The 19,590-nt window shown below is 69.1% G+C and carries 23 protein-coding genes; 13 read left to right on the top strand and 10 right to left on the bottom strand.

Going from position 1 to position 19,590, the window contains the following annotated elements; genetic code table 11:
* Positions 1-63: 63 nt before the first annotated feature.
* A complete protein-coding gene (gene ilvC / locus VEC11_RS10650) occupies positions 64-1,041 on the bottom strand; it encodes a ketol-acid reductoisomerase (RefSeq protein WP_464130889.1) in 978 nt (325 codons plus the stop codon).
* 45 nt (positions 1,042-1,086) lie between these two features.
* Entirely contained in the window at positions 1,087-2,034 is a 948-nt protein-coding gene (gene miaA, locus VEC11_RS10655; RefSeq protein ID WP_464130892.1) for a tRNA (adenosine(37)-N6)-dimethylallyltransferase MiaA, read from the bottom strand.
* Here miaA and serB point away from each other — a divergent pair.
* Positions 2,027-2,896 (top strand): phosphoserine phosphatase SerB, encoded by an 870-nt coding sequence (gene serB / locus VEC11_RS10660; protein ID WP_464130896.1) that lies wholly within the window; start codon positions 2,027-2,029, stop codon positions 2,894-2,896. The genes miaA and serB overlap by 8 nt on opposite strands.
* Here serB and VEC11_RS10665 read toward each other — a convergent pair.
* Positions 2,893-3,213: a hypothetical protein gene (locus tag VEC11_RS10665; RefSeq protein WP_464130900.1), complete on the bottom strand. Its 321-nt coding sequence runs from the start codon at positions 3,211-3,213 to the stop codon at positions 2,893-2,895. The genes serB and VEC11_RS10665 overlap by 4 nt on opposite strands.
* A gap of 52 nt (positions 3,214-3,265) precedes the next feature.
* The gene (locus VEC11_RS10670; RefSeq protein ID WP_464130904.1) at positions 3,266-4,246 is read right to left on the bottom strand and encodes an SPOR domain-containing protein; all 981 of its coding nucleotides are present in this window, start codon (positions 4,244-4,246) and stop codon (positions 3,266-3,268) included.
* A 202-nt stretch (positions 4,247-4,448) separates the two neighbouring features.
* Between VEC11_RS10670 and VEC11_RS10675 the strand changes: the two genes are divergently transcribed.
* From VEC11_RS10675 to VEC11_RS10685, 3 genes are read left to right on the top strand one after another with little or no spacing between them, the layout of a single operon-like run.
* Positions 4,449-5,171 carry an AAA family ATPase gene (locus VEC11_RS10675; RefSeq protein ID WP_464130908.1) on the top strand — a complete coding sequence of 241 codons (723 nt, stop codon included), beginning with the start codon at positions 4,449-4,451 and terminating at the stop codon, positions 5,169-5,171.
* A gap of 10 nt (positions 5,172-5,181) precedes the next feature.
* A complete protein-coding gene (locus tag VEC11_RS10680; protein WP_464130911.1) occupies positions 5,182-5,805 on the top strand; it encodes a hypothetical protein in 624 nt (207 codons plus the stop codon).
* 25 nt (positions 5,806-5,830) lie between these two features.
* Positions 5,831-7,384, top strand: a complete 1,554-nt coding sequence (locus tag VEC11_RS10685) for an SPOR domain-containing protein (protein ID WP_464130915.1) — start codon at positions 5,831-5,833, stop codon at positions 7,382-7,384.
* Between the two features lie 95 nt (positions 7,385-7,479).
* Here the strand turns inward: VEC11_RS10685 and VEC11_RS10690 are convergent, their stop codons facing one another.
* Together VEC11_RS10690 and VEC11_RS10695 are read right to left on the bottom strand one after the other, a co-directional pair.
* Entirely contained in the window at positions 7,480-8,409 is a 930-nt protein-coding gene (locus tag VEC11_RS10690; protein WP_464130919.1) for an aspartate carbamoyltransferase catalytic subunit, read from the bottom strand.
* Between the two features lie 50 nt (positions 8,410-8,459).
* Entirely contained in the window at positions 8,460-8,930 is a 471-nt protein-coding gene (locus VEC11_RS10695) for a hypothetical protein (protein WP_464130922.1), read from the bottom strand.
* A 223-nt stretch (positions 8,931-9,153) separates the two neighbouring features.
* Here VEC11_RS10695 and VEC11_RS10700 point away from each other — a divergent pair, with 223 nt between their 5' ends.
* Complete coding sequence (locus VEC11_RS10700; RefSeq protein ID WP_464130925.1) at positions 9,154-9,300, top strand: hypothetical protein; 147 nt, start codon at positions 9,154-9,156, stop codon at positions 9,298-9,300.
* Here VEC11_RS10700 and ruvX read toward each other — a convergent pair.
* Together ruvX and VEC11_RS10710 are read right to left on the bottom strand one after the other, a co-directional pair.
* On the bottom strand, positions 9,297-9,761 hold the full coding sequence (gene ruvX, locus VEC11_RS10705; RefSeq protein ID WP_464130928.1) for a Holliday junction resolvase RuvX: 465 nt from the start codon (positions 9,759-9,761) through the stop codon (positions 9,297-9,299). The two genes, VEC11_RS10700 and ruvX, sit on opposite strands and share 4 nt — an antisense overlap.
* Positions 9,758-10,906, bottom strand: a complete 1,149-nt coding sequence (locus VEC11_RS10710; protein WP_464130930.1) for a DUF3089 domain-containing protein — start codon at positions 10,904-10,906, stop codon at positions 9,758-9,760. Before VEC11_RS10710 ends, ruvX begins: the two co-directional genes overlap by 4 nt.
* A 77-nt stretch (positions 10,907-10,983) precedes the next feature.
* Between VEC11_RS10710 and gatC the strand changes: the two genes are divergently transcribed.
* From gatC to VEC11_RS10745, 7 genes are all read left to right on the top strand, one after another.
* Positions 10,984-11,271 (top strand): Asp-tRNA(Asn)/Glu-tRNA(Gln) amidotransferase subunit GatC, encoded by a 288-nt coding sequence (gene gatC, locus VEC11_RS10715; RefSeq protein ID WP_464130935.1) that lies wholly within the window; start codon positions 10,984-10,986, stop codon positions 11,269-11,271.
* The gene (gene gatA, locus VEC11_RS10720; protein ID WP_464130939.1) at positions 11,268-12,749 is read left to right on the top strand and encodes an Asp-tRNA(Asn)/Glu-tRNA(Gln) amidotransferase subunit GatA; all 1,482 of its coding nucleotides are present in this window, start codon (positions 11,268-11,270) and stop codon (positions 12,747-12,749) included. Before gatC ends, gatA begins: the two co-directional genes overlap by 4 nt.
* On the top strand, positions 12,743-13,924 hold the full coding sequence (locus VEC11_RS10725; RefSeq protein ID WP_464130942.1) for an acyltransferase family protein: 1,182 nt from the start codon (positions 12,743-12,745) through the stop codon (positions 13,922-13,924). The genes gatA and VEC11_RS10725 overlap by 7 nt, the downstream gene beginning before the upstream one ends.
* A gap of 39 nt (positions 13,925-13,963) precedes the next feature.
* The gene (gene gatB, locus VEC11_RS10730) at positions 13,964-15,427 is read left to right on the top strand and encodes an Asp-tRNA(Asn)/Glu-tRNA(Gln) amidotransferase subunit GatB (RefSeq protein ID WP_464130946.1); all 1,464 of its coding nucleotides are present in this window, start codon (positions 13,964-13,966) and stop codon (positions 15,425-15,427) included.
* A complete protein-coding gene (locus VEC11_RS10735) occupies positions 15,424-15,816 on the top strand; it encodes a hypothetical protein (RefSeq protein WP_464130950.1) in 393 nt (130 codons plus the stop codon). Before gatB ends, VEC11_RS10735 begins: the two co-directional genes overlap by 4 nt.
* A gap of 117 nt (positions 15,817-15,933) precedes the next feature.
* Positions 15,934-16,614, top strand: coding sequence for an outer membrane protein (locus tag VEC11_RS10740; RefSeq protein WP_464130954.1), 681 nt, complete (start codon positions 15,934-15,936; stop codon positions 16,612-16,614).
* A 112-nt stretch (positions 16,615-16,726) separates the two neighbouring features.
* Positions 16,727-16,975, top strand: coding sequence for a hypothetical protein (locus tag VEC11_RS10745; protein WP_464130957.1), 249 nt, complete (start codon positions 16,727-16,729; stop codon positions 16,973-16,975).
* Between the two features lie 56 nt (positions 16,976-17,031).
* Here the strand turns inward: VEC11_RS10745 and VEC11_RS10750 are convergent, their stop codons facing one another.
* Positions 17,032-18,108: a PA0069 family radical SAM protein gene (locus VEC11_RS10750; RefSeq protein ID WP_464130959.1), complete on the bottom strand. Its 1,077-nt coding sequence runs from the start codon at positions 18,106-18,108 to the stop codon at positions 17,032-17,034.
* 103 nt (positions 18,109-18,211) lie between these two features.
* On the opposite strand from VEC11_RS10750, the gene VEC11_RS10755 reads away from it, so the two are divergent.
* The gene (locus VEC11_RS10755; protein ID WP_464130962.1) at positions 18,212-18,796 is read left to right on the top strand and encodes a hypothetical protein; all 585 of its coding nucleotides are present in this window, start codon (positions 18,212-18,214) and stop codon (positions 18,794-18,796) included.
* Here the strand turns inward: VEC11_RS10755 and VEC11_RS10760 are convergent.
* Positions 18,793-19,559, bottom strand: a protein-coding gene (locus VEC11_RS10760; RefSeq protein WP_464130965.1) for an IS5 family transposase whose coding sequence is annotated in 2 segments (ribosomal slippage) — positions 18,793-19,235 and positions 19,235-19,559 — 768 coding nt in all. Because the reading frame shifts where the segments join, the coding sequence is not laid out codon by codon here. The two genes, VEC11_RS10755 and VEC11_RS10760, sit on opposite strands and share 4 nt — an antisense overlap.
* Between the last annotated feature and the right edge of the window lie 31 nt (positions 19,560-19,590).

Raw genomic sequence — 19,590 nt, forward strand, 5'->3', positions numbered from 1 at the left:
ACAGGTTTGTCGCAGAAGGCCCGTCCTAATTTAGAGCAAGAAGACGAAGCGCGATCGGATCGATCAGGCTTTCAGATTCCGCAGCTTGCGGCCGACGTCTTCGATTGGATGCGAGGCTGCGTCGGCGCGCGAGGCCCGGAGCCGCGGATAGCCGGCCCGCGCGTCGGCGAGCAATTTCTCGGTGAAGGCGCCCGCGCGGACCTCGGCCAGGATCCGGCGCATCTCGGCGCGGGTTTCTTCGGTGACGATGCGGCGGCCGCCCTGGAGCGCGCCGAATTCGGCAGTGTTGGAGATCGCCTCGCGCATCCCAGCTATGCCGCGCGCATAGATGAGATCGGCTAGCAGCTTCACCTCGGTAAGGCATTCGAAATAAGCGATTTCTGGAGAGAAGCCCTCGGCGACAAGAGTCTCGAAGCCGGCATGGATCAGCTCCGGGATCGCGCCCCAGAGCACGGCCTGCTCGTTGAACAGGTCGGCCTCGCATTCCTCGGCGAAGCTGGTGGGGAGGATGCCGACCCGGCCGCTGCCGATCGCCGCAGCGTAGGAGAGGGCGAGGGCCTCCGCCCCGCCGCTCGCATCCTGCGCGACCGCGAACAGCGAGATCAGCCCCGAGCCGGCCAGATAATCGGCTCTGAGCGCCGTGCCCGGCCCCTTGGGCGCGACCAGCAGGACGTCGAGATCGGCGCGCGGCGCGATCAGGCCGAAGCGGATCGAGAGGCCATGGGCGAATTGGAGAGCTGCCCCCTGACGGAGGTTGGGCTCAATCTCCTGCGCATAGATGCGCCCGTGATCCTCGTCGGCGGCGAGGAGGACGATAAGGTCCGCGCCCGCCGCCGCTTCGGCTGACGTCATGACGTCGAAGCCCTCGTCCGCCGCCTTCTCGCGCCGCCTGGAATCGGCCGGCAGAGCCACGGTCACCGAGACGCCGCTGTCCCTGAGGTTCAGCGCCTGGGCGCGGCCCTGATTGCCATAGCCGATCACCGCCACCCGCCGGGCGCGGATCAGGCCGGGATCGGTGTCGGCATCGAGATAGACTTTCATAGGGCTATCACCGTTCGCCCTGGGTTCGTCGAAGGGCCGCCTTTCTCACCGGGCGTAGGAGAAGGACAGGGCTTCGACAAGCTCAGCCCGAACGGATAGGGAGTCCGGCGGGCTCTCGAAGCGCGGCCATTCGGCAGGCGGCTGGCGGCGGAACCAGGTATATTGGCGCTTCGCATATTGGCGGGTGGCGATCCTGCCGGCGGCCAGCGCCCGGGGGCGGTCTAGCTCGCCATGAAGAAAGGCGGCAATCTCGGCCACGCCGATCGCCCGCATCACCGGGGCGAGCGCAGGAAGCCTTCGCGCCAACAGTGAACTGATCTCTTCAATCCCCTCATCAGAAAAGATTTTATCGAAACGCTCGTCGCAGCGTTCGTGCAGCCAGACGCGCGGCGGCAGCAGGATGAGAGGACGCAGGGAGACGGTGTCGCCGATCCCCCCGATCTTCTCCGCCTGCCAGGCCCTGAGCGTCCGGCCGGTGGAGCGGACCACCTCCAGCGCGCGCTGGGTGCGGGTCGTGTCGCCGGGGCGCAGCCGCCGCGCCGCCTCGGGATCCTCGTCCACCAGAGCGGCGTGCGCCTCGCCCGGCGCCATCGCCCGCACCGCCTTGCGGATGCCGTGATCGATTTCGGGCACCGGGGCGATCCCCTCGATCAAGGTGCGCAGATAGAGGCCGGTGCCGCCGCAAAGGATCGGCAGGCGGCCGGCGAGGTGAGCCGCCTCGATCTCCTTGCGCGCATCGGCCGCCCAGTCCGCGGTCGAGCAGGCGTCGGCGCCGTCGCGATAGCCGTAGAGCCGGTGCGGCGCGCGCGCCTCCTCCTCGGGGCCCGGCCGGGCCGAGACGATCCTGAGGTCGCGATAGACCTGCGCGCTGTCGGCGTTGATCACCACGCCGCCCGTCCGCTCTGCGAGCGCCAGGGCAAGCGCCGACTTGCCGCTGGCGGTCGGCCCTGCGATGAGCGCGAGCGGTGGTTTTTCGGCGGGGCTCATGTTCATTGCGACCCTGATAGCAAAGGAGCGGCTCGCGCGCGGCGATATTTCGGCGGCGGAGGATGCGCTGGGCGGCAGCGCGGGGCTGGAATGGGTCGAGCCGGAGCGGGCCTGCGACCTGCTGCTCGGGCCGGATCCCGGCGAAGCCCGCGGCGCACTCGAGGGACTGATGCCCGGAGTCGACGTCGTCGTGCAGCCTCGCGAGGGGCGCCGCCGCCGGCTGCTGGTCGCCGACATGGATTCGACGATGATCAGCGTCGAGTGCATCGACGAGCTGGCCGATTATGCCGGGGTGAAGGCCGAGGTGGCGGCGGTCACCGAACGGGCGATGCGCGGCGAGCTCGACTTCGAAAGCGCGCTCGACGCCCGCGTGGCGTTGCTCAAGGGGCTGGAGGCAGGGGTGATCGACCGCTGCCACGACGAGCGCGTTCGCCTCACCCCCGGCGCGCGGACGCTCGTGCGCACCATGCGCGTTAATGGCGGCTATTGCCTGCTGGTCTCGGGTGGCTTCTCCTTGTTCGCCGACCGCGTCGCCGCTGCGATCGGCTTCGACGCGGTGCGCTCGAACGCGCTCCACGTCGCGGACGGCGTCCTCACCGGAACGGTCGGCCGCCCGATCCTGGGCGCGGAGGGCAAGCGGCAGGCCTTGCTGGAGGTGGCGCAGGCGCGAGGCATTCCGCTTGTCGACACCCTGGCCGTGGGCGACGGCGCCAACGATATTCCGATGCTGCAGGAAGCCGGGCTGGGCATCGCCTATCACGCGAAGCCGGCCGCGGCGGCGGCGGCGGACGCGCGGATCGACGCGAACGACCTGGGCGCGATCCTGTTCGCGCAGGGTTATCCGGTGAAGGAATGGGCCGCGGACTAGGCCGCCGGCCGGCTCATGTCGGCGGCGATGGCGGCCAGTGCGAAGGCAACGCTGCGCTCGGAGGTGATGAAGGCAAGGCCGATGCCGTCGTCGGCGAGGCTCGATACCTCCGCCTCGATCGCGCCCGCTTCCGGATGGTGCAGCTCGACGCTGGCGCCGAGCACGGGGCGGGCGTTGGTCTCGAGGAAGGCGCCGGCCGCGGAAACCTGGCGCAAAGCGGCGGGGCAGGGATTTTCGGCGATCAGCACGCACATGCGCCGGCGCCGCCAGCGCGAGGCCATCTTGCTGCGTCCTTCCAGGCTTGCCGCTGCACCCATCTCCGTCTCCCCCGTTCGGGAGCCGGGTTAACAGGCGTCGGCAAAGATAAGGTTAAGGCGCGACCGGAATGCAGCCATTGCCCGCACGCGCGCAGGCGCGGAGCGCGGCGGCGCGGTCGGCGAGCGGCCCCGCCTGCACCCGGATCACCGTGCCGGCACGGACGAAGGACGGGCGCAGGCCCGGCAGCCGGCCGGCGGCCGCGCTCCAGGCACGGCGCGCATTGGCCTCGTTGCTGAACGCGCCGATCTGCACGCGCCAGCGGCCGCCGACGGTGGCGACGGAGCTCGCACGGACGGCGGTCTGCGCCGGCGGCCGCGGCCGCGGCGTCGGAGCGGTGGCGGTGCGCACCGGCGGGTCCTGGAGGGGCCGCGGCCGGGCGCGCGGCGGCGTCTGGGTGCGGGCCGGATCCTGGGCCGGCCGGGCGGCGATCTGCATGGGCGGCGGCGCGGTGCGCATCTCGCGCGCCAGCTCGACTCCGCGGGCGCGGTCCTGCGGGCTGAGCAGGCGCTCCATCTCGGCGAGCTGGCTCACCGCGGGCGGCAGGTTCTGCGCGGCGGCGCGGCTCATCAGGGCATAGGCGCGGGGCGCGTCGCGCTCGACAATGTCGCCGTTGAAGAGGGCGGTGCCGAGCACATATTGCGCGCGCGGGTCCCCCGCCTCGGCGGCGCGGCTCACATAGGGCATCGCCTCCTGGCGGCGGCCGTTCTGGAAAAGGAGCAGGCCGTAATTGGCGGTCGCTTCCGGATGGCCCTGGCGGGCGGCGCGCTGATACCATTGCTCGGCGAGCACCATGTTCTGCGGTACGCCGCGGCCGAGGAAATAGGCCTGGGCGAGGTTATACTGGGCGTCGGCGTCGCCCCGGTCGGCGAGCGGGCGCCAGATCCGGATCGCCTCCTCGTAATTCTGCGCGGCCCAGGCGTCGATGCCGGCGCGCACGTCGCTGCCCGCGGGCTGGGCGATGGCGGCATTGAGGCCGGTGCCGGCGAGCGCGGCGGCGGTGGCGAGAAGCCAGAGACGCTTGGCGGTGATCATGACTCTATCCCCTCCGGTCGAATGCAATTCAGCGACCGACCCTAGAAGCCGATGGTTAACGCCTTATTAGCATAGATATCGGCCCATCCGCCAAGCGCCGCTCTCTCTTGCAGCCCATCGATTCCCAACCCGCGCATTAACCAGATTTTAGCATGCGGGGGCGCAAACCGCCGTCCGAAGCGTGGGAATTGAGGAAAGATACATGCGGGTTTTGGCTTTGTCCTCGCAAAAGGGCGGCTCGGGCAAGACGACCCTGTCCGGCCACCTTGCCGTGCAGGCGCAGCGTGCCGGCTACGGTCCCGTCTGCCTGATCGACATCGATCCGCAGGGCTCGCTCGCCGACTGGTGGAACGAGCGCGAGGACGAGATGCCGGCCTTCGCGCAGACCACGGTTGCGCGCCTCGGCGCCGACCTGGAGGTGCTTCGCCAGCAGGGCTTCCGCCTGGCGGTGATCGACACCCCGCCGGCCATCACCATGGCGATCCAGAGCGTGATCAACGTCGCCGAGCTGGTCGTCATTCCGACGCGCCCGAGCCCGCACGACCTGCGCGCCGTCGGCGCCACGGTCGATCTTTGCGATCGCGCCGGCAAGCCGCTCATCTTCGTCGTCAATGCGGCCACACCCAAGGCGAAGATCACCTATGAGGCCGCGGTCGCGCTCTCGCAGCACGGCACGGTGGCCCCGGTCACGCTTCACCACCGCACCGATTTCGCCGCCTCGATGATCGACGGCCGCACGGTGATGGAGGTCGATCCCAACGGCAAGTCGGCCCGCGAGGTCGCCGAGCTCTGGGACTACGTCGCCGACCGGCTCGAGAAGAATTTCCGCCGCACGGTCTTCGCCGCTCCGGGCGGGCCGGTGCCGCAGGGCCTCGTCGCCCGTCCTCAGGCCGGCGGTTTCGGCCGCCGCGTCGTCGGTCAGTGAGGAGGGCGGCATGATCAACAACAGCGAACGCAGCTACGCCTCGCTCTCCTCGGGCCTGCTGGCCCGCAAGGGCACCGCCCGGCCCGCAATGCGGCCGCAGGGCTATCATACCGGCCTCGAGGATCTCGGCTGGAACGACATGGGCGGCCATGTTCCGCCGCCGGTGGAGGAGCTTGAGGATGACCTGCCCGAGCATGTGCCGAGCTCGATCTCGGCGCTGACCCCCGCGCCCAAGCTGCCCCGCAGCGAGGAGGCGGTCGAGGAACCCGAGGTCGTCGCCCAGCAGCGCGCGATCGCGGAGAGCTTCCCGGCCGAAGCGGTCGAGGAAGAGGTCGAGGCCGAGACCGAGGTCGAGCCTGCCCCGATCGAGGTGCAGGTTGCCAAGCCCCGCGCCCATGTCGTGCCGCTGCCGAAGCGCCCCGCACCCAGGGCGAAGCAGGACGAGGGCCGCAAGGCCGCCTTCACCCTGCGCCTGGACGGGGAGCGCCACCTCCGCCTGCGGCTCGCCACGGCGGTCACCGGCCAGTCGGCCCAGCAGATCGTCACCGGCGCGCTCGACGCTTTGCTTGCCTCCATTCCTGAAGTCGAAGCCCTGGCCGAGCGGGCCGTGTCCGCGAAGGCCAAACGAAACTGACCGAATCCACGAAGAGGCCAGAAAGATGAACAGGACCGCCTTCAAGCTCGCCGCCTCGACCGTGATGGTCGCGATGACGATGACCAGCGTCGCGGCTCCGTCGGGCGCGGTTCGCCGCAACGGCACGGTCAGGGCCGATGGTCCGGGCGACCGGGAGGCCCGCCAGCTCTTCGATCAGGCCGGGCGCGCGCTGCAGCAGGGCGATCTGGCCCAGGCCACGACCTTGCTGGAGCGGGCCGTCGCCGCTTCGCCCCGCGACGTCGGCTATCGCATGTTGCTCGCCGACGCCTATCTGCGCAGCGGCCGCTTCACCTCCGCCCGTGCGACCTATGCCGAGGCGGTCGAGCTCGATCCGTCCAACAACCGTGCCGCGCTCAGCGTCGCGCTGATCCATATCGCGCAGGGCCGACCGGCCGCTGCCGTCGGCATTCTCGACAATATTGCCGGCCGTGCGCCGGCCGCCGATGTCGGCCTGGCCTATGCGCTGGCCGGCCGCGCCGAACGCGCCGTCGAACTGCTCGATTCCGCCGCGCGCTCGCCCATGGCGACGCCGCGCACGCGCCAGAATCTCGCCCTTGCTCATGCCTTTGCCGGCGACTGGAACCGCGCCCGCGCGATCGCGTCGCAGGACATTCCCCCGTCGGAGGTCGAGGGGCGCATGGCGCAATGGGCGCAGATGGTCCGTCCCGGCAGCGGCCCGACCCAGGTCGCGACCCTGCTCGGCGTGTCGCCGGGTGCGGATCGGGGCCGTCCGGTCCAGGTCGCGCTTGGCGAGACCGAACCGGTTGTGCCGGGCGAGAATGCCGTCCAGGTCGCCCAGGTATCGACCCCGTCCCGCGCGAATTTCGCGCCGGCCGAGCCGCTCGCCCCGGTCGAGGGCGTCGTCGCCGCCGCCGAGCGGCCTGCCGAGGCGCCGGCCTTCTGGGCGCCGGCCGAATCCTATCAGGCAGAGGCCCTGGCCGAAGCGCCGGAAGCGCTGGCGCCGGCACCCGCGCCGCGCGTCGTCCGCCTGCGTCCGCACGCCGTCGCGGTCCGGTCCCGGGCTCCTGTCGAGCAGTTGGCCGATGATGCCGAACTGGCCGTCGCCGCCGCCGCCGAAACCCGGACACCCGCCTTCCAGCCTGCGCCCGCGCCCGCTCCGACCCTCGCCACCCCGCGCGTGCCGGTCGCGTCGGCCCAGCCGCCGCGGGCCCGCCGCGCCGCCTACATCCGCGCCGCCGCGGTCAGCGCGCTGCCGCGCTCGAGCTTCCGTATCGGCGCCGACGTCCGCACCGGCAACGCGCCCGTCGTCGTCCAGCTCGGCGCCTTCCGCAGCGATGCCAGTGCCGAGCGCGGCTGGCAGCAGGTTTCGGCCCGCTACGGCCTCGAGCACCGGCGGCCGCTGACCACCACCTTCAGCCATCGCGGCCAGACGCTGCACCGCGTCTCCATCTCGGGCTTCGCCACGACGCTCGACGCGCAGCGGCTCTGCGGCCAGATCCGCAGCCATGGCGGCGTCTGCTTCGTCCGGGCGACGGCCGGCGACGCCTCGATCCGCTGGGCCGCGCGCTACAGCGATCCGCGCCGGCGCGACGCCTGACGGAATCTCCCAGGACCTTCGGGTCCCCTCTGAGGGGCGGTGGGACAGGCCAATGTTCCGCCGCCCCATTTCTTTCCTTCTTTCTTCTTCCGCTTTCAGCCCTCGCGTCGGTCCCGGGTGAGGAGGTCGAGGCAGGCCATGCGGACGGCGACGCCGGCCTCGACCTGGTCGAGGATCGCCGAACGCTCCGGATCGTCGGCCAAAGCGCCCTCGATCTCCACGCCCCGGTTCATCGGTCCCGGATGCATGACGAGCGCGCCGGGCGCCTGCGCGTCGAGCCGGGCGCGGGTGAGGCCATATTCGGAGTGATAGTCCTGGAGCGTGTCGGGAAATGCCTCTTCCATCCGCTCGCGCTGGATGCGGAGCATCATCACCACGTCGGCGCCGCTTATGCCCTCGTCGAGATCGGTATAGGTCGGAAGGCCGGTATCCCGAGGCAGCAGGCTCGGCGGCCCGACCAGCCTCAGCTCGGCGCCGAGCAGAGGCAGAGCGCGCATGTTGGAGCCGGCGACGCGGCTGTGCAGGATGTCTCCGCAGATCGCGACCTTCAGCCCTTCGATCCGGCCGAGCCGCCGGCGGATGGTGAGCGCGTCGAGCAAAGCCTGGGTCGGATGCTCCCCCGTGCCGTCGCCGGCATTGATCACCGGACAGTCCATGATCGCGGCGACGTCCGCGGCGGCGCCCTCGGCCTCGTGGCGGATGACCAGCACGTCCGGCCGCATCGCGTTCAGGGTCAGCGCCGTGTCCCTGAGGCTCTCGCCCTTGCGGACGCTGGAGGCGGCAGGGTGGAAGCTGGAGACCTGCGCCCCGAGCCTTTTTCCCGCAATCTCGAAAGAAAAAAGCGTGCGCGTCGAATTCTCGAAGAAGGCGTTGATCTGGGTGAGGCCGGCGAGGCGCTTGTCGGCCTTGCGCGCGCCGCGGTTGAAGGCGAGCCAGGGCTCGGCCTCGTCCAGAATCAGGTTGATGCCGGCGGCGGAGAGGCCCTCGATCCTGAGCAGGTGAGGGTGGGGGAAGGATGCGGTCATTAAAGCCGCTCCCTATCGCGCCCCACCCCCGGGCTCAAGCAGGCAAAGCCTTATTGGTCGACGAGATTGACCGTCGCCGTCTGGCAGAGATTGACGTTGCGCATCTCGGATGTGTCGCCATCCTGATAGGTGACGCGGAGGTCGTAATTGCACTGGCTCTCGGCCCGGTCGAAGACCACCTGCGCGGTCTGCCCGGACTGGAGCACGTCACTGCCGAGGATGTCCGGACCCCATTCGCTCTCGCTGGTCGGCGAGACGTTGAGCGTCATCACGACATGACCGGTCGTGTTGACCACGGAAAAATTCTGCCGGGCCGTGCCGACGCTTGCCGTCGGAGCAGCGGTCTCGCCCCCTTCTTCCTCGGCCTCGGCCGCATTCGCTGCGGGCGCCGGCGCGTTGCTCTCCGCCGGCTTGGGCGCCTCAGCCGCGGCATTGTTGGCAGCGGGCGCGGCGCTGCGGTTGCAGCCCGCCAGCCCGAGCGCGGAAGCCAGCAGCAGCGCGGTCAGTGAAATCGTCTTCATCTTTCTTTCCCCCAAAAAGTGGTGACGCGGGGATATCGGCCCCCGGGGGTTTGGCAAGAGAGGATTGCGGCGACCGCCCCTCGCCGAACCTGTCGGTAAGCTGCACGATCGTTCCACGCCCGGTTCAGCTTGGTCGACGCATAAGGCGGTTTCGCAGAACAGTCTTTGCGTTCCGGCAAGAGGGATTCCAGCCGGCCGGAGATTCGATTGAGGAGTGAGTGAGATGGCGTGCGATCGTGCCGAGGACAGGACGCTCCTGTTGAGCCTGGGCCTGTTCGGCGTTCCGGCGGGGCGCGACCAGCGCGACCGCGAGCCGCAGGCCGCCGATGAGGGCGACCGGGCCGAATCCGACGAGAGTGGGGCGCGCTAGTTCATGCAGAGCGCGTCGATCGCGCCCTGGAGGATATAGGCGGCCGCCATCTTGTCGACGAGCTCGGCGCGCCGCGCGCGGCTGGCGTCGGCGTCGAGCAGGGTGCGGGTCACGGCCTGGGTGGACCAGCGCTCGTCCCAGAGCAGGATCGGCAGCGCCAGCGGCTTCTCCAGATTGCGGGCGAAGGCGCGGACCGACTGGGTGCGCGGGCTGTCCGTCCCGTCGAGGTTGAGCGGCAGGCCGATCACGAGGCCGGCGACGCATTGCGTCTTCGCCAACGCCTGCATCGCCTCCAGGTCCTTCGAGAATTTGGTGCGCCGGATTAGCGCCGCGGGAGTGGCGATCGTCCAGCCGGCGTCGCAGAGCGCCGTGCCGATCGTCTTCGTGCCCACGTCCAGCCCGAGCAACCGGCCGCCCTGCGGCAGCGCATCCCGGAAGTCTGCCGCGGCGACGGTGATCACCGCGCCGGGCCCCGTTCGAGCGCCGCCAGCCGGCGCGCGGCGTCGGCGCGGACATTGGCCCAGAACAGGGCGTAATCGTAGACGTGGAAATTGTTTCCGGGCAGCGCATAGGGCCCCATTTCCGGCAGGCCGTCGCGCTCCCCGATCAGGAGGATGCCGCGCGGGCCGCAGCGCGCCGCCACCGCGCCGGGCCGAAGCGTCGCCTCGGTCATCTGCTCGTTCGGGATCAGAGTCCCGGCATTGCGGTCCGCGCCGGCGGCCTCCCCGCCGCGCGCGCCGGTGAGCGGGTTGGTGCAGAGCATCTCGGTGCCGCGGCGGGCGCCGCGCGGGCCATTGGTCTCGTCCCAGACGTCGAGGATCTGGCTCGAGTCGGCGGGCTCGGCATAGCTCATCCAGGAGAGGACGCAGCGCGCCTGCCCGGCGCTCTGGCAGGCCGGGAAGGGCAAAGCCGGCAGGTCGGCGGAGAGCGAGACCGGCCAGCCGACGAGATAGACCGCCGCCACGCGCGCCGCTTCCGGGCCGTTCCGGATCCTTTCCTGCAGCAGGCGCATCAGATGCATGCTGCCCTGGCTGTGGGCGGCGAGGATGATCGGCCGGTCGGCCGGCGCCTCGCGCAGGAATTCCTCCCAGGCCGCGACGACGTCGCGATAGGCGAGGTCCAGCGCCTGCCTCGCATCCTCATTGTTGGTCAGGAAGGCGCCGAAGGTCGCCTGCCGGTAGCGGGGCGCCCAGATCTGGCCGACATGATTGAAGGCGCTGGCCTGGCTGCGGACGAACAGGTCGGCGAGGTTGCGCGATTCGCCATGGTCCAGCGGCGCATTCCAGGCGTTGCGCTCGGTGAAGCTCGTCGGATGGACGAAGAAGATGGAAGCGCGAGGCGGCGCATTGCTGCGCTGGACGCCGGTGGGCAGCCAGAGCGAGGGATTGTTCGCGATGTCCGGCCGCGCGATCCACATCCCGGCCTGGCCGTAATTCGCGCCCTGCGGCAGCGGTACGTCGCGATATTCGGTCCCGGGCACCAGGGCCCAGCGCATCAGCTGCTTCTCGAAGAAGCGATAGGCAAAGGCGCCCGCGATGACGAGGATGATGCAGATGGCGACGAAATAGAGAAACTTGGTCGCACAGCTCTTGCGGGGCTTTTCCATCCTTGCCCCTCAAGCCGAAGCGGCGCCGTCTGGCAAGCCGCCTTGCCGCAGTGCAGCAGGGATGCTAGCCGCGCCGCATGTCCGTAGACGAAGCCAAGGTTCGCCATATCGCGAAGCTCGCCCGCATTGCCGTGAGCGATGCCGAGGTGCACGCGCTTGCGCCGGAGCTTTCCAACATTCTCGGCTGGGTGGAGCAACTCGGCGAGGTGAATGTGGAGGGCGTCGCGCCGATGACCGCGGTCATCCCCAATCATCTGCGCCTGCGCGACGACGTCGTCACCTCCGGCGACCGCCGCGACGAGGTGCTCGCCAACGCACCGGTTGCCGAGCATGGCTTCTTCGCCGTGCCGAAGGTGATCGAATGACCAGCATCACCGAGCTGGGCGTCGCGGCGATCCGCGACGGGGTGAAGGCGGGAAGCTTTTCCGCCCGCGAGGCGGCCCAGGCCTATATCGGTGCGGTCGAGGCGGGACGGCCGCTCAATGCCTTCGTCGTCGAGACGCCGGAGCATGCGCTCGCTGCGGCCGATGCCGCCGATGCCGACCGTGCCGCCGGCACGCTGAAGCCGCTTTCGGGCGTGCCGCTCGGGATCAAGGATTTGTTCTGCACGAAGGGCGTGCAGACGACGGCCGGCTCGCGCATCCTCGAAGGGTACAAGCCGGTCTATGAGAGCACCGTCTCGGGCAACCTGTTCGCCGCCGGCGCGGGCATGCTCGGCAAGCTCAACATGGACGAATTTGCCATGGGCTCGTCCAACGAGACCAGCGCCTATGGCAACGTGCTTTCGCCCTGGCGGCGCAACGACGGCGGCAATGTCGCGCTGACGCCGGGCGGCAGCTCGGGCGGCTCGGCCTCGGCGGTGGCGGCGCGGCTGGCGCCGGGCGTGACGGGCACCGACACGGGCGGCTCGATCCGCCAGCCCGCGGCCTTCACCGGCATCACCGGGATCAAGCCGACCTATGGCCGCTGCTCGCGCTGGGGCATCGTCGCCTTCGCCTCTTCGCTCGACCAGGCGGGGCCGATGGCGCGCGACGTGCGCGACTGCGCGATCCTGCTCGAGGCGATGGCCGGCTTCGACCCGAAGGACGCGACCTCGCTCGATCTGCCGGTGCCGAACTGGGAGGCCGCGCTTTCCAGCGACATCCGCGGCAAGCGCATCGGCATCCCTAAGGAATACCGGATCGACGGCGTCCCGGCCGAGATCGATGCGGTCTGGGAGCAGGGCATCGCCCGGATGCGCGATGCCGGGGCGGAAATCGTCGAGGTCTCGCTGCCGCACACGAAATACGCGCTGCCCGCTTATTACATCATTGCCCCGGCCGAGGCCTCGTCCAACCTCGCCCGCTATGACGGCGTGCGTTACGGCCTGCGCGTCCAGCCCGAGCAGGGCGGGCTGAACGACATGTACGAGGCGACCCGGGCCGCCGGCTTCGGCGCAGAGGTGAAGCGGCGGATCATGATCGGCACCTATGTGCTCTCCGCCGGCTTCTACGACGCCTATTTCAACCAGGCGCAGAAGGTCCGCGCCCTGATCGCGCGCGATTTCGACGCGGTCTTCCAGGATGTCGACCTCCTGCTTACGCCGACCGCGCCGAGCGCCGCCTTCGGGCTCGGCGAGAAATTGGCCGACCCGATCGCCATGTATCTGAACGACGTGTTCGCGGTCCCGGCGAGCCTCGCCGGCCTGCCCGCAATCTCGGTGCCTGCCGGCCTGGACGGGCAGGGCCTGCCGCTCGGCCTGCAGCTGATCGGCCGCGCGCTCGACGAGCAAAGCGTGCTGAACGCCGCTCTGGCCTTCGAGGAACGCGCCGGCTTCACCCACCGCGCCGAGGCCTGGTGGTAGACAGGCCGGCTGCGTCGCGCGGCAAGCGCTACGAGGCCCTCGACAGTCTGCGCGGCATTGCCGCTTGCGGCGTCGTCCTGTTCCATCTGCATTCGACGGGTCTGATCACCAATGCGGCTTTGGTCCGCCGGAGCTGGCTGTTCGTCGACTTCTTCTTCGTCCTCAGCGGGTTCGTTATCGCCGCCGCCTATGGCGAGAAGCTGCGCCGCGGCTTTCCTCTGCGTGCCTATCTGCTGCTCCGCGTCGGCCGCCTCTACCCGCTGCACCTGTTCATGCTCGCCGCACTCGTTGCGTTCGAGCTCGCGATGCTGGCCTTCGATGTGCGCGGCAATACCGGCCGCGGGCCATTCGACGCCAGTCGCTCGCTTCCGTTCCTCGCCGCCCAAATCGGCCTCGTGCAGATCTTTGTCCCCGGGGCGAGCCTGAGCTGGAACGGCCCGGCGTGGAGCATCGCCGCCGAGCTGTGGACCTATCTCATCGCTGCGCTCGGGCTCGTCCTGCTCAAGGAGCGGTTCCGTCTGCTGCTCGTCGCGCTCGTGCTCGTTGCCCCCTTGCTGTTTCTCGGCCTTGGCCGCGAGGATCTCGGCGGTGGCGGCTGGCTGGCGCTGGTGCGCTGCCTGTTCGGCTTCTCGCTCGGCATGCTCGCCTTCGACCTTCACCAAAGGTGGCGCGCCCCGGGCGGCACGGCAGTTGAGCTGGTCGCCCTAGGCCTCTGCGCCGCCGCGATCGCCTTGCTGCCGGCCTGGCCCTGGCTCTTCTTCAGCCCTTTCCTGTTCGCCGGCGTGATCCTCGTTTTCGCGCGGGAGGCCGGCGCGGCCAGCGCCTTGCTCCGAACCCGTCCGTTCCGTGCGCTCGGCACCTGGTCCTATTCGATTTACATGGTGCATTCGTTCGTGCTGCTTCTATTCCTGAACGGGCTGGACTATGGCAGCCGCTGGCTCGGCGCGCCCCTGATCGCCGAACGGCCGATCGAGGGCGGCCTGGTGCAGGTGATCGGCGGGAGCGGTCCGCTGCCGGATCTGCTGGTGATCGCCGCGCTCGCTTCGGTTGTCCTCGCCGCGTCGCTCACCTATCGCTGGATCGAGCTGCCTTTCCGCGAAGCCTCGCGCCGCCGGGCCGAGCGGATCGCGCATCGCCCGCTGGCCGGCGCCGAACGGGTTGCGCCGACGATGTAGGCGTGCAAGGCGCCATTCCGCTTCTGATAGGACGAGATGATGAGTGAGTATCGCATCCACGGCGCCACGGGCGAATGGGAGGTGGTGATCGGGCTGGAGGTCCATGCCCAGGTCGTTTCCGAGGCCAAGCTCTTTTCCGGTGCCGCCACCGCGTTCGGCGCCGAGCCGAACACGCAGGTTGCGCTCGTCGACGCTGCCTTTCCGGGCATGTTGCCCGTTCCGAACGAGGAATGCCTTCGCCAGGCGGTGCGGACCGGCATGGCGATCAATGCCGAGATCAATGCCTGGTCGCGTTTCGACCGGAAGAATTATTTCTACGCCGATCTGCCGCAGGGCTATCAGATCAGCCAGCTCTACCACCCGATCGTCGGCGAGGGCGCGATCGAGGTCGACCTGGAGGGCGGCGCGACCAAGACGATCGGCATCGAGCACATCCATATCGAGCAGGATGCGGGCAAGCTGATGCACGACCAGCATCCGAATTTCTCCTATGTCGACCTGAACCGCACCGGCGTGGCCTTGATGGAGATCGTGTCGCGGCCCGACATGCGCTCGCCCGAGGAGGCCGGCGCCTATGTCCGCAAGCTGCGCTCGATCCTGCGCTACGTGGGCAGTTGCGACGGCAATATGGAACAGGGCTCGATGCGCGCCGACGTCAACGTCTCGGTGCGCAAGCCCGGCGACAAGTTCGGCACCCGCACGGAGACGAAGAACGTCAATTCCGTCCGCTTCATCATGGCCGTGATCGAGCATGAAGCGCGTCGCCAGGTCGATCTGATCGAGGACGGCGGCGCGGTCGTGCAGGAGACGAGGCTCTACGATCCGGACCGGGGCGAGACCCGCTCGCTGCGCTCCAAGGAGGATGCGCACGATTATCGCTATTTCCCCGATCCGGACCTTTTGCCCGTCGAGCTCAGCGACGCCTTCCTGGAAGAGTGCCGCGCGAGCCTGCCCGAGCTGCCGGACGCCAAGCGCCGTCGCTACGAGGAGGCGTTGGGCCTCTCGACCTACAATGCCTCCGTGCTGACCGCCGAGGTCGAGACGGCGCGCTGGTTCGAGGCCTTGCTCGCCTCGCCCGGCAAGCCCGACGCGCAGCGCGCCGCCAACTGGGTGACCTCGGAGCTGTTCGGCGCGCTCAACAGGCTCGGCAGGGGCATCGAGGAGAGCCCGGTCACGCCCGCGCAGGGCGGGGAATTGCTCGGCCTGATCGCCGACGGCACGCTCTCCGGCACGCTCGCCAAGCAGGTCTTCGAGATCATGCTCGAGACCGGCGAGGATCCGGGCGCCATCGTCGAGGCGCGGGGGCTGAAGCAGACCTCCGACACCGGCGCGATCGAGGCGGTGATCGCCGAGGTGTTCGCGAACAACCCGAACCAGCTCGAACAGTATCGCGCCGGCAAGGAGGCTTTGTTCGGCTTCTTCGTCGGCCAGACGATGAAGGCGATGCAGGGCAAGGCCAATCCGGCGGTGGTCAACGAATTGCTGAAGAAGGCGCTGGGATGACCCGGCCTGCCGCTCTCCGGTCTTTCGATCGGGCGGCCACATTTCTCGCCCTGATCTTTGCGCTCGGGCTCCTCGCCGAACTGGTCCGCTCGTCACTTGCCGGGGGCGTGGCCAGGGAGATCCTGATCGGGTTGCCCGGACTCCTCTGGGTGGCCGCGCCGAGCCTGGTCGCTGCCGCCTTTGTCGGCGCGTCCTCCACCCGGGCCGGCGCGGGCGCCTTCCTGGCGCTCGAAATCGCGTTGATTCTGTCCGTGATCGCCCAGTTGCTGTGGGGCGGACCGCTTGGCCTCATGTTCCTGCCTCTGCTGCAGGCCGGCGCGATCCTGCTCGTTTTCCTGGGCGCATTGGCTCTTGGCTGGCGGATGCGGCCGGACTTCCTGAGGGACTGACGGCGCGCATTTCCTGAACTGCGGGTCCTCGCGCGCCGTGCCGTCTCATTGGCAGGCCCCGGCTCCTCCACCCCTGAGCCGGGGTCTTTGCGCGCAAGAACAGTTCAGGAGTTCAGAATGAAGACCAGTGCTTTCGCCGTCCTGCTTGCGGCCACGGCGAGCGTCGCGGCCACGCCGGCCGCTGCTCAGGAGGAAGGCCCCAATTTCACCGGCGTCCGCTTCGAGGCCCGGGCCGGCTGGGACAGTTTCGGCGGGCGGATCGCGATGACCGATCCCGACGACACCGACGAGACGATCACCGTCTCCTCGAGCCGGGACAAATTGGGCTACGGCGCGGAGCTTGGCTATGACGTGCAGCTCGGGCCCATCGTGGTCGGCGCCTATGCCGGTGTGGACAATAGCAGCAGCGCGACCTGCCTGGAGATTGCGGGCGACGATCTCGGCTGCCTGGAAAGCGGGCGCAATCTCTATGCGGGGGCGCGGGCGGGCGTCGTCGTCGCCGGCAATCTGCTCGTCTACGGCCGCGGCGGCTATTCGCGCGGCCGCTACAGCCTGGCCTATGACGATGACGTCGATGCTGGCGCGAGCCCGGTCTGGGTGATCGCCGACACGGCAGGCGGCTATCATTATGGCGGCGGGCTCGAAATGGCCTTCACGCCGAATCTGTACGGCCGCGTCGAATATGTCCGCACGCGCTACGACCGGCTCGAGACGGTCAACCCGGTGGACGACGACCTCGCCGTCGGCATCCGCACCCGCCGCAACCAGGTCACCGCGGGCCTGGGGCTGCGCTTCTAGTCGCGCCGGACGAGGGCTTCGTCGACGGGTCGCCGCACCTGATCAATTCGTCGACGGCATGAGGAAGAGCGTGGGGCTTGCGTCTATGGACAGGCGCAACAGGAGATTGACGATGTTGACCAGAGCCCGGCGCCTTCGCGACGCCTTTCCCCACGACCCGGTGTTCCGCGGCTATCACGCGGTCTACCGGGCCGGCCAGACCAATCATTGCCCCGGTTGCGGCCGCAGCCACTGGATCGTCGGCCGGCTGCTTGCCGAGTGCGCCTTCTGCACCACGGCGCTGCCGCTCGTCGAAGGCGGGATGACCGGCACGGGGCTCTTCAGAAACAGCTGGCGCGCGCCCGAAGCGCTCGCCGCCTGACCTGGAAGGGCGGCCCTCGCTTTTCCCCCTGTGCGAGGCCGCCCTTCCAGAATCCCTCAGAACAGGCGCAATTGTGCCCCTTGCGGCGGCTGGAAGAGGTCGCGGCGCAGGGGGCGCTTCTCGACATTGAGGCCATGCTTGCGGATCGCGCGCTCGAAGCGCGTCCTGAGCAAAGCGGCCCAAGGCCCTTGCCCGCGCATCCGGCTGAAGAAGTTGGGGTCATTGTCCTTTCCCCCGCGCAAAGACTGGATGATCGCCATCACCTTGCCGGCCCGGTCCGGGAAATGCTCGTCCAGCCAGGCGCGGAAGAGCGGCGCGACCTCGAAGGGGAGGCGCACCGGCAGGTAGAAGCAGCCGAGGGCTCCGGCTTCGGCGGCGGCCTCGACGATATGCTCGAGCTCATGATCGGTGATCGCCGGGACGACGGGCGCGATCGAGACCCAGGCGGGCACTCCGGCGTCGGCCAGCGCCTTCACCGCTGCGAGCCGCTTGCGCGGCGCCGGCGCGCGCGGCTCCAGCGTGCGGGCGATCTCCGGAGTGAGTGAGGTGACCGACAGCGCGACGCCGACCAGGCCGTCCCTGGCCATCTCCCCCAGCAGATCCAGGTCCATCAGCACCCGGTCCGATTTGGTGGTGATCGTCACCGGATGCTTCGTCTCCGCCAGCACCTCGAGCAGCGAGCGGGTGATTCGCCATTTGCCCTCGATCGGCTGGTAGGGATCCGTGTTCGTCCCCATCGCGATCGGGCGGACCTCGTAGCCGCGCTTGCCGAGCTCGGCGCGGAGCAGCTTCGCGGCGTCCGGCTTGGCGAAGAGCTTCGACTCGAAGTCGAGACCGGGAGAGAGATCGTGAAAGGCGTGGGTCGGCCGCGCGAAGCAATAGATGCAGCCATGCTCGCATCCCCTGTAGGCATTGATCGAGCGATCGAACCCCACGTCGGGCGACTGGTTGCGGCTGATGATCGTCTTCGGATGCTCGACCGTCACCGTCGTGCGCAGCGGCGAAAGGGCGCCGTCCACCTCGTCCCGGGCATCGAGCCAGTCCCCGTCGGCCTCGCGAACGGGCAGGTTGAAGCGGTCCGGGGTGCGGTTCTCGGGCGCGCCCCGGCCGGGACGGACGTCGGGCCGGGTCATGGCGAAAAGCTAGGCCGTTGACGCGAACAAAGCAAGAACATATTTCAATGTAGGATTTAACCATATAGGCGTTGTTCGCTTCCTATTGGTTGGAGAAACGAACATGCAGGTGCCCGCCTCGAAGCCGCATATGAGCCAGCGCGAGCTCCATGCGAAGGTGGATAAGCTGGGCCTCGACCGGCAACGTCATCCATTCTTCGTCGCGGGCATTCGCGGCTATTACCGCAACACGCTCGGCCTGCCCGGGATCAACGATCGCGGCATCTACGACGATGCCCTCTTCCTCTCCTCGCCGCTCGGCTATGCCGCCTGGAACGGCAACACCGATCCGAGCCGCGCGCGCAAGGGGCGCGGCACGGGCGCCGGCAAGGGGATGGCGGTGCTGCAGCCGGGCCTGTGGTTCGCGCATCGCTTCGGCCTGCATCGCGGCCAATATCTGGCGCTGGTGCAGACTGGCGGGCCGGTCACGGTGCTGCGCGACGGCGACCCGCCTTACCCGGATAGCGGCCTGTTCGGGATCAACATTCACCGAGGCGGCTGGACCACGACCTCGAGCCTCGGCTGCCAGACGATTCACCCGGCGCAATGGCCGGCCTTCATCGCGCTCGCGCAGGATCTGGCGAAGCGGCATTTCGGCGCTGCCTGGAAGCGGACGACGATCCCCTACGCCCTGTTCGACGCGGCCTAGGGCGTGGACTCATAAGCTTTGAGCCAGAGTCGTGTTGAGGCGAGTGCGACGGCGGCGAGGAAGTTTCTGGCGAGCTTGTCGAAGCGGGTTGCGACGCGGCGGAACTGTTTGAGTTTGCAGAAGAACCGCTCGACCAGATTGCGTTGGCGATAGATTGCGGGGTCGACCGATCGCTTTACCACCCGGCGCGAGCAGCTCGGGATGCTGGGCCGGGCGCCGGATCGGGCGATCAGCTCGAGCACGGCGTTGCTGTCATATCCCCGGTCGGCGACCACAGTCATCGGCGTCGGCAGGCCGGCGAGCAGCTCAGGGACAGCCCCCATGTCCGAGGCCTGGCCGGCCGAGAGCAGCAGCCGTACCGGCAGGCCGTCCTGGTCGACGACGGCGTGGATCTTCGTGCTCAGTCCGCCACGAGAACGGCCGATGGCGTGATCCGGGCCCCCTTTTTTGCGCCGGCCGCATGCTGGTGAGCCCGGATGATCGAGCTGTCGATCAGATGCATCGACTGGGGTGACCGGGCCGCCAGCGTTTCGAACATCCTCAACCACACGCCCGCCTTCGCCCAGCGATTATAGCGGTTGTACACCGTCGTGTACGGCCCGTAGCGCTCCGGCAGATCCCGCCACGGCGAGCCGGTCCGAAGCACATAGAAAATGCCGTTGATCACCCGCCGGTCATCGACCCGCGCTACCCCGCGCGGCTTGTCCGGAAGCAACGGCGCAATCAGCCGCCACTCCGCCTCGCTCAAATCATAGCGTCCCATCCAAGGCTCCTCCCAGCAACCTTGAATCAAG

It is taken from the genome of Allosphingosinicella sp., assembly GCF_035626655.1.
In the GTDB taxonomy this organism is placed as follows: domain Bacteria; phylum Pseudomonadota; class Alphaproteobacteria; order Sphingomonadales; family Sphingomonadaceae; genus Allosphingosinicella.

Excerpts from the sequence above, each read along its gene's own strand:
- gatA (WP_464130939.1), top strand. The coding sequence starts at position 11,268 with ATGACCAGCATCACCGAGCTGGGCGTCGCGGCGATCCGCGACGGGGTG.
- gatC (WP_464130935.1), top strand. The coding sequence starts at position 10,984 with ATGTCCGTAGACGAAGCCAAGGTTCGCCATATCGCGAAGCTCGCCCGC.
- miaA (WP_464130892.1), bottom strand. The coding sequence starts at position 2,034 with ATGAACATGAGCCCCGCCGAAAAACCACCGCTCGCGCTCATCGCAGGG.
- VEC11_RS10710 (WP_464130930.1), bottom strand. The coding sequence starts at position 10,906 with ATGGAAAAGCCCCGCAAGAGCTGTGCGACCAAGTTTCTCTATTTCGTC.
- VEC11_RS10745 (WP_464130957.1), top strand. The coding sequence starts at position 16,727 with ATGTTGACCAGAGCCCGGCGCCTTCGCGACGCCTTTCCCCACGACCCG.
- ilvC (WP_464130889.1), bottom strand. The coding sequence starts at position 1,041 with ATGAAAGTCTATCTCGATGCCGACACCGATCCCGGCCTGATCCGCGCC.
- VEC11_RS10695 (WP_464130922.1), bottom strand. The coding sequence starts at position 8,930 with ATGAAGACGATTTCACTGACCGCGCTGCTGCTGGCTTCCGCGCTCGGG.
- VEC11_RS10740 (WP_464130954.1), top strand. The coding sequence starts at position 15,934 with ATGAAGACCAGTGCTTTCGCCGTCCTGCTTGCGGCCACGGCGAGCGTC.
- VEC11_RS10670 (WP_464130904.1), bottom strand. The coding sequence starts at position 4,246 with ATGATCACCGCCAAGCGTCTCTGGCTTCTCGCCACCGCCGCCGCGCTC.
- VEC11_RS10690 (WP_464130919.1), bottom strand. The coding sequence starts at position 8,409 with ATGACCGCATCCTTCCCCCACCCTCACCTGCTCAGGATCGAGGGCCTC.
- VEC11_RS10685 (WP_464130915.1), top strand. The coding sequence starts at position 5,831 with ATGAACAGGACCGCCTTCAAGCTCGCCGCCTCGACCGTGATGGTCGCG.
- gatB (WP_464130946.1), top strand. The coding sequence starts at position 13,964 with ATGAGTGAGTATCGCATCCACGGCGCCACGGGCGAATGGGAGGTGGTG.
- VEC11_RS10755 (WP_464130962.1), top strand. The coding sequence starts at position 18,212 with ATGCAGGTGCCCGCCTCGAAGCCGCATATGAGCCAGCGCGAGCTCCAT.
- serB (WP_464130896.1), top strand. The coding sequence starts at position 2,027 with ATGTTCATTGCGACCCTGATAGCAAAGGAGCGGCTCGCGCGCGGCGAT.
- VEC11_RS10750 (WP_464130959.1), bottom strand. The coding sequence starts at position 18,108 with ATGACCCGGCCCGACGTCCGTCCCGGCCGGGGCGCGCCCGAGAACCGC.
- VEC11_RS10700 (WP_464130925.1), top strand. The coding sequence starts at position 9,154 with ATGGCGTGCGATCGTGCCGAGGACAGGACGCTCCTGTTGAGCCTGGGC.
- VEC11_RS10665 (WP_464130900.1), bottom strand. The coding sequence starts at position 3,213 with ATGGGTGCAGCGGCAAGCCTGGAAGGACGCAGCAAGATGGCCTCGCGC.
- VEC11_RS10680 (WP_464130911.1), top strand. The coding sequence starts at position 5,182 with ATGATCAACAACAGCGAACGCAGCTACGCCTCGCTCTCCTCGGGCCTG.
- VEC11_RS10735 (WP_464130950.1), top strand. The coding sequence starts at position 15,424 with ATGACCCGGCCTGCCGCTCTCCGGTCTTTCGATCGGGCGGCCACATTT.
- VEC11_RS10675 (WP_464130908.1), top strand. The coding sequence starts at position 4,449 with ATGCGGGTTTTGGCTTTGTCCTCGCAAAAGGGCGGCTCGGGCAAGACG.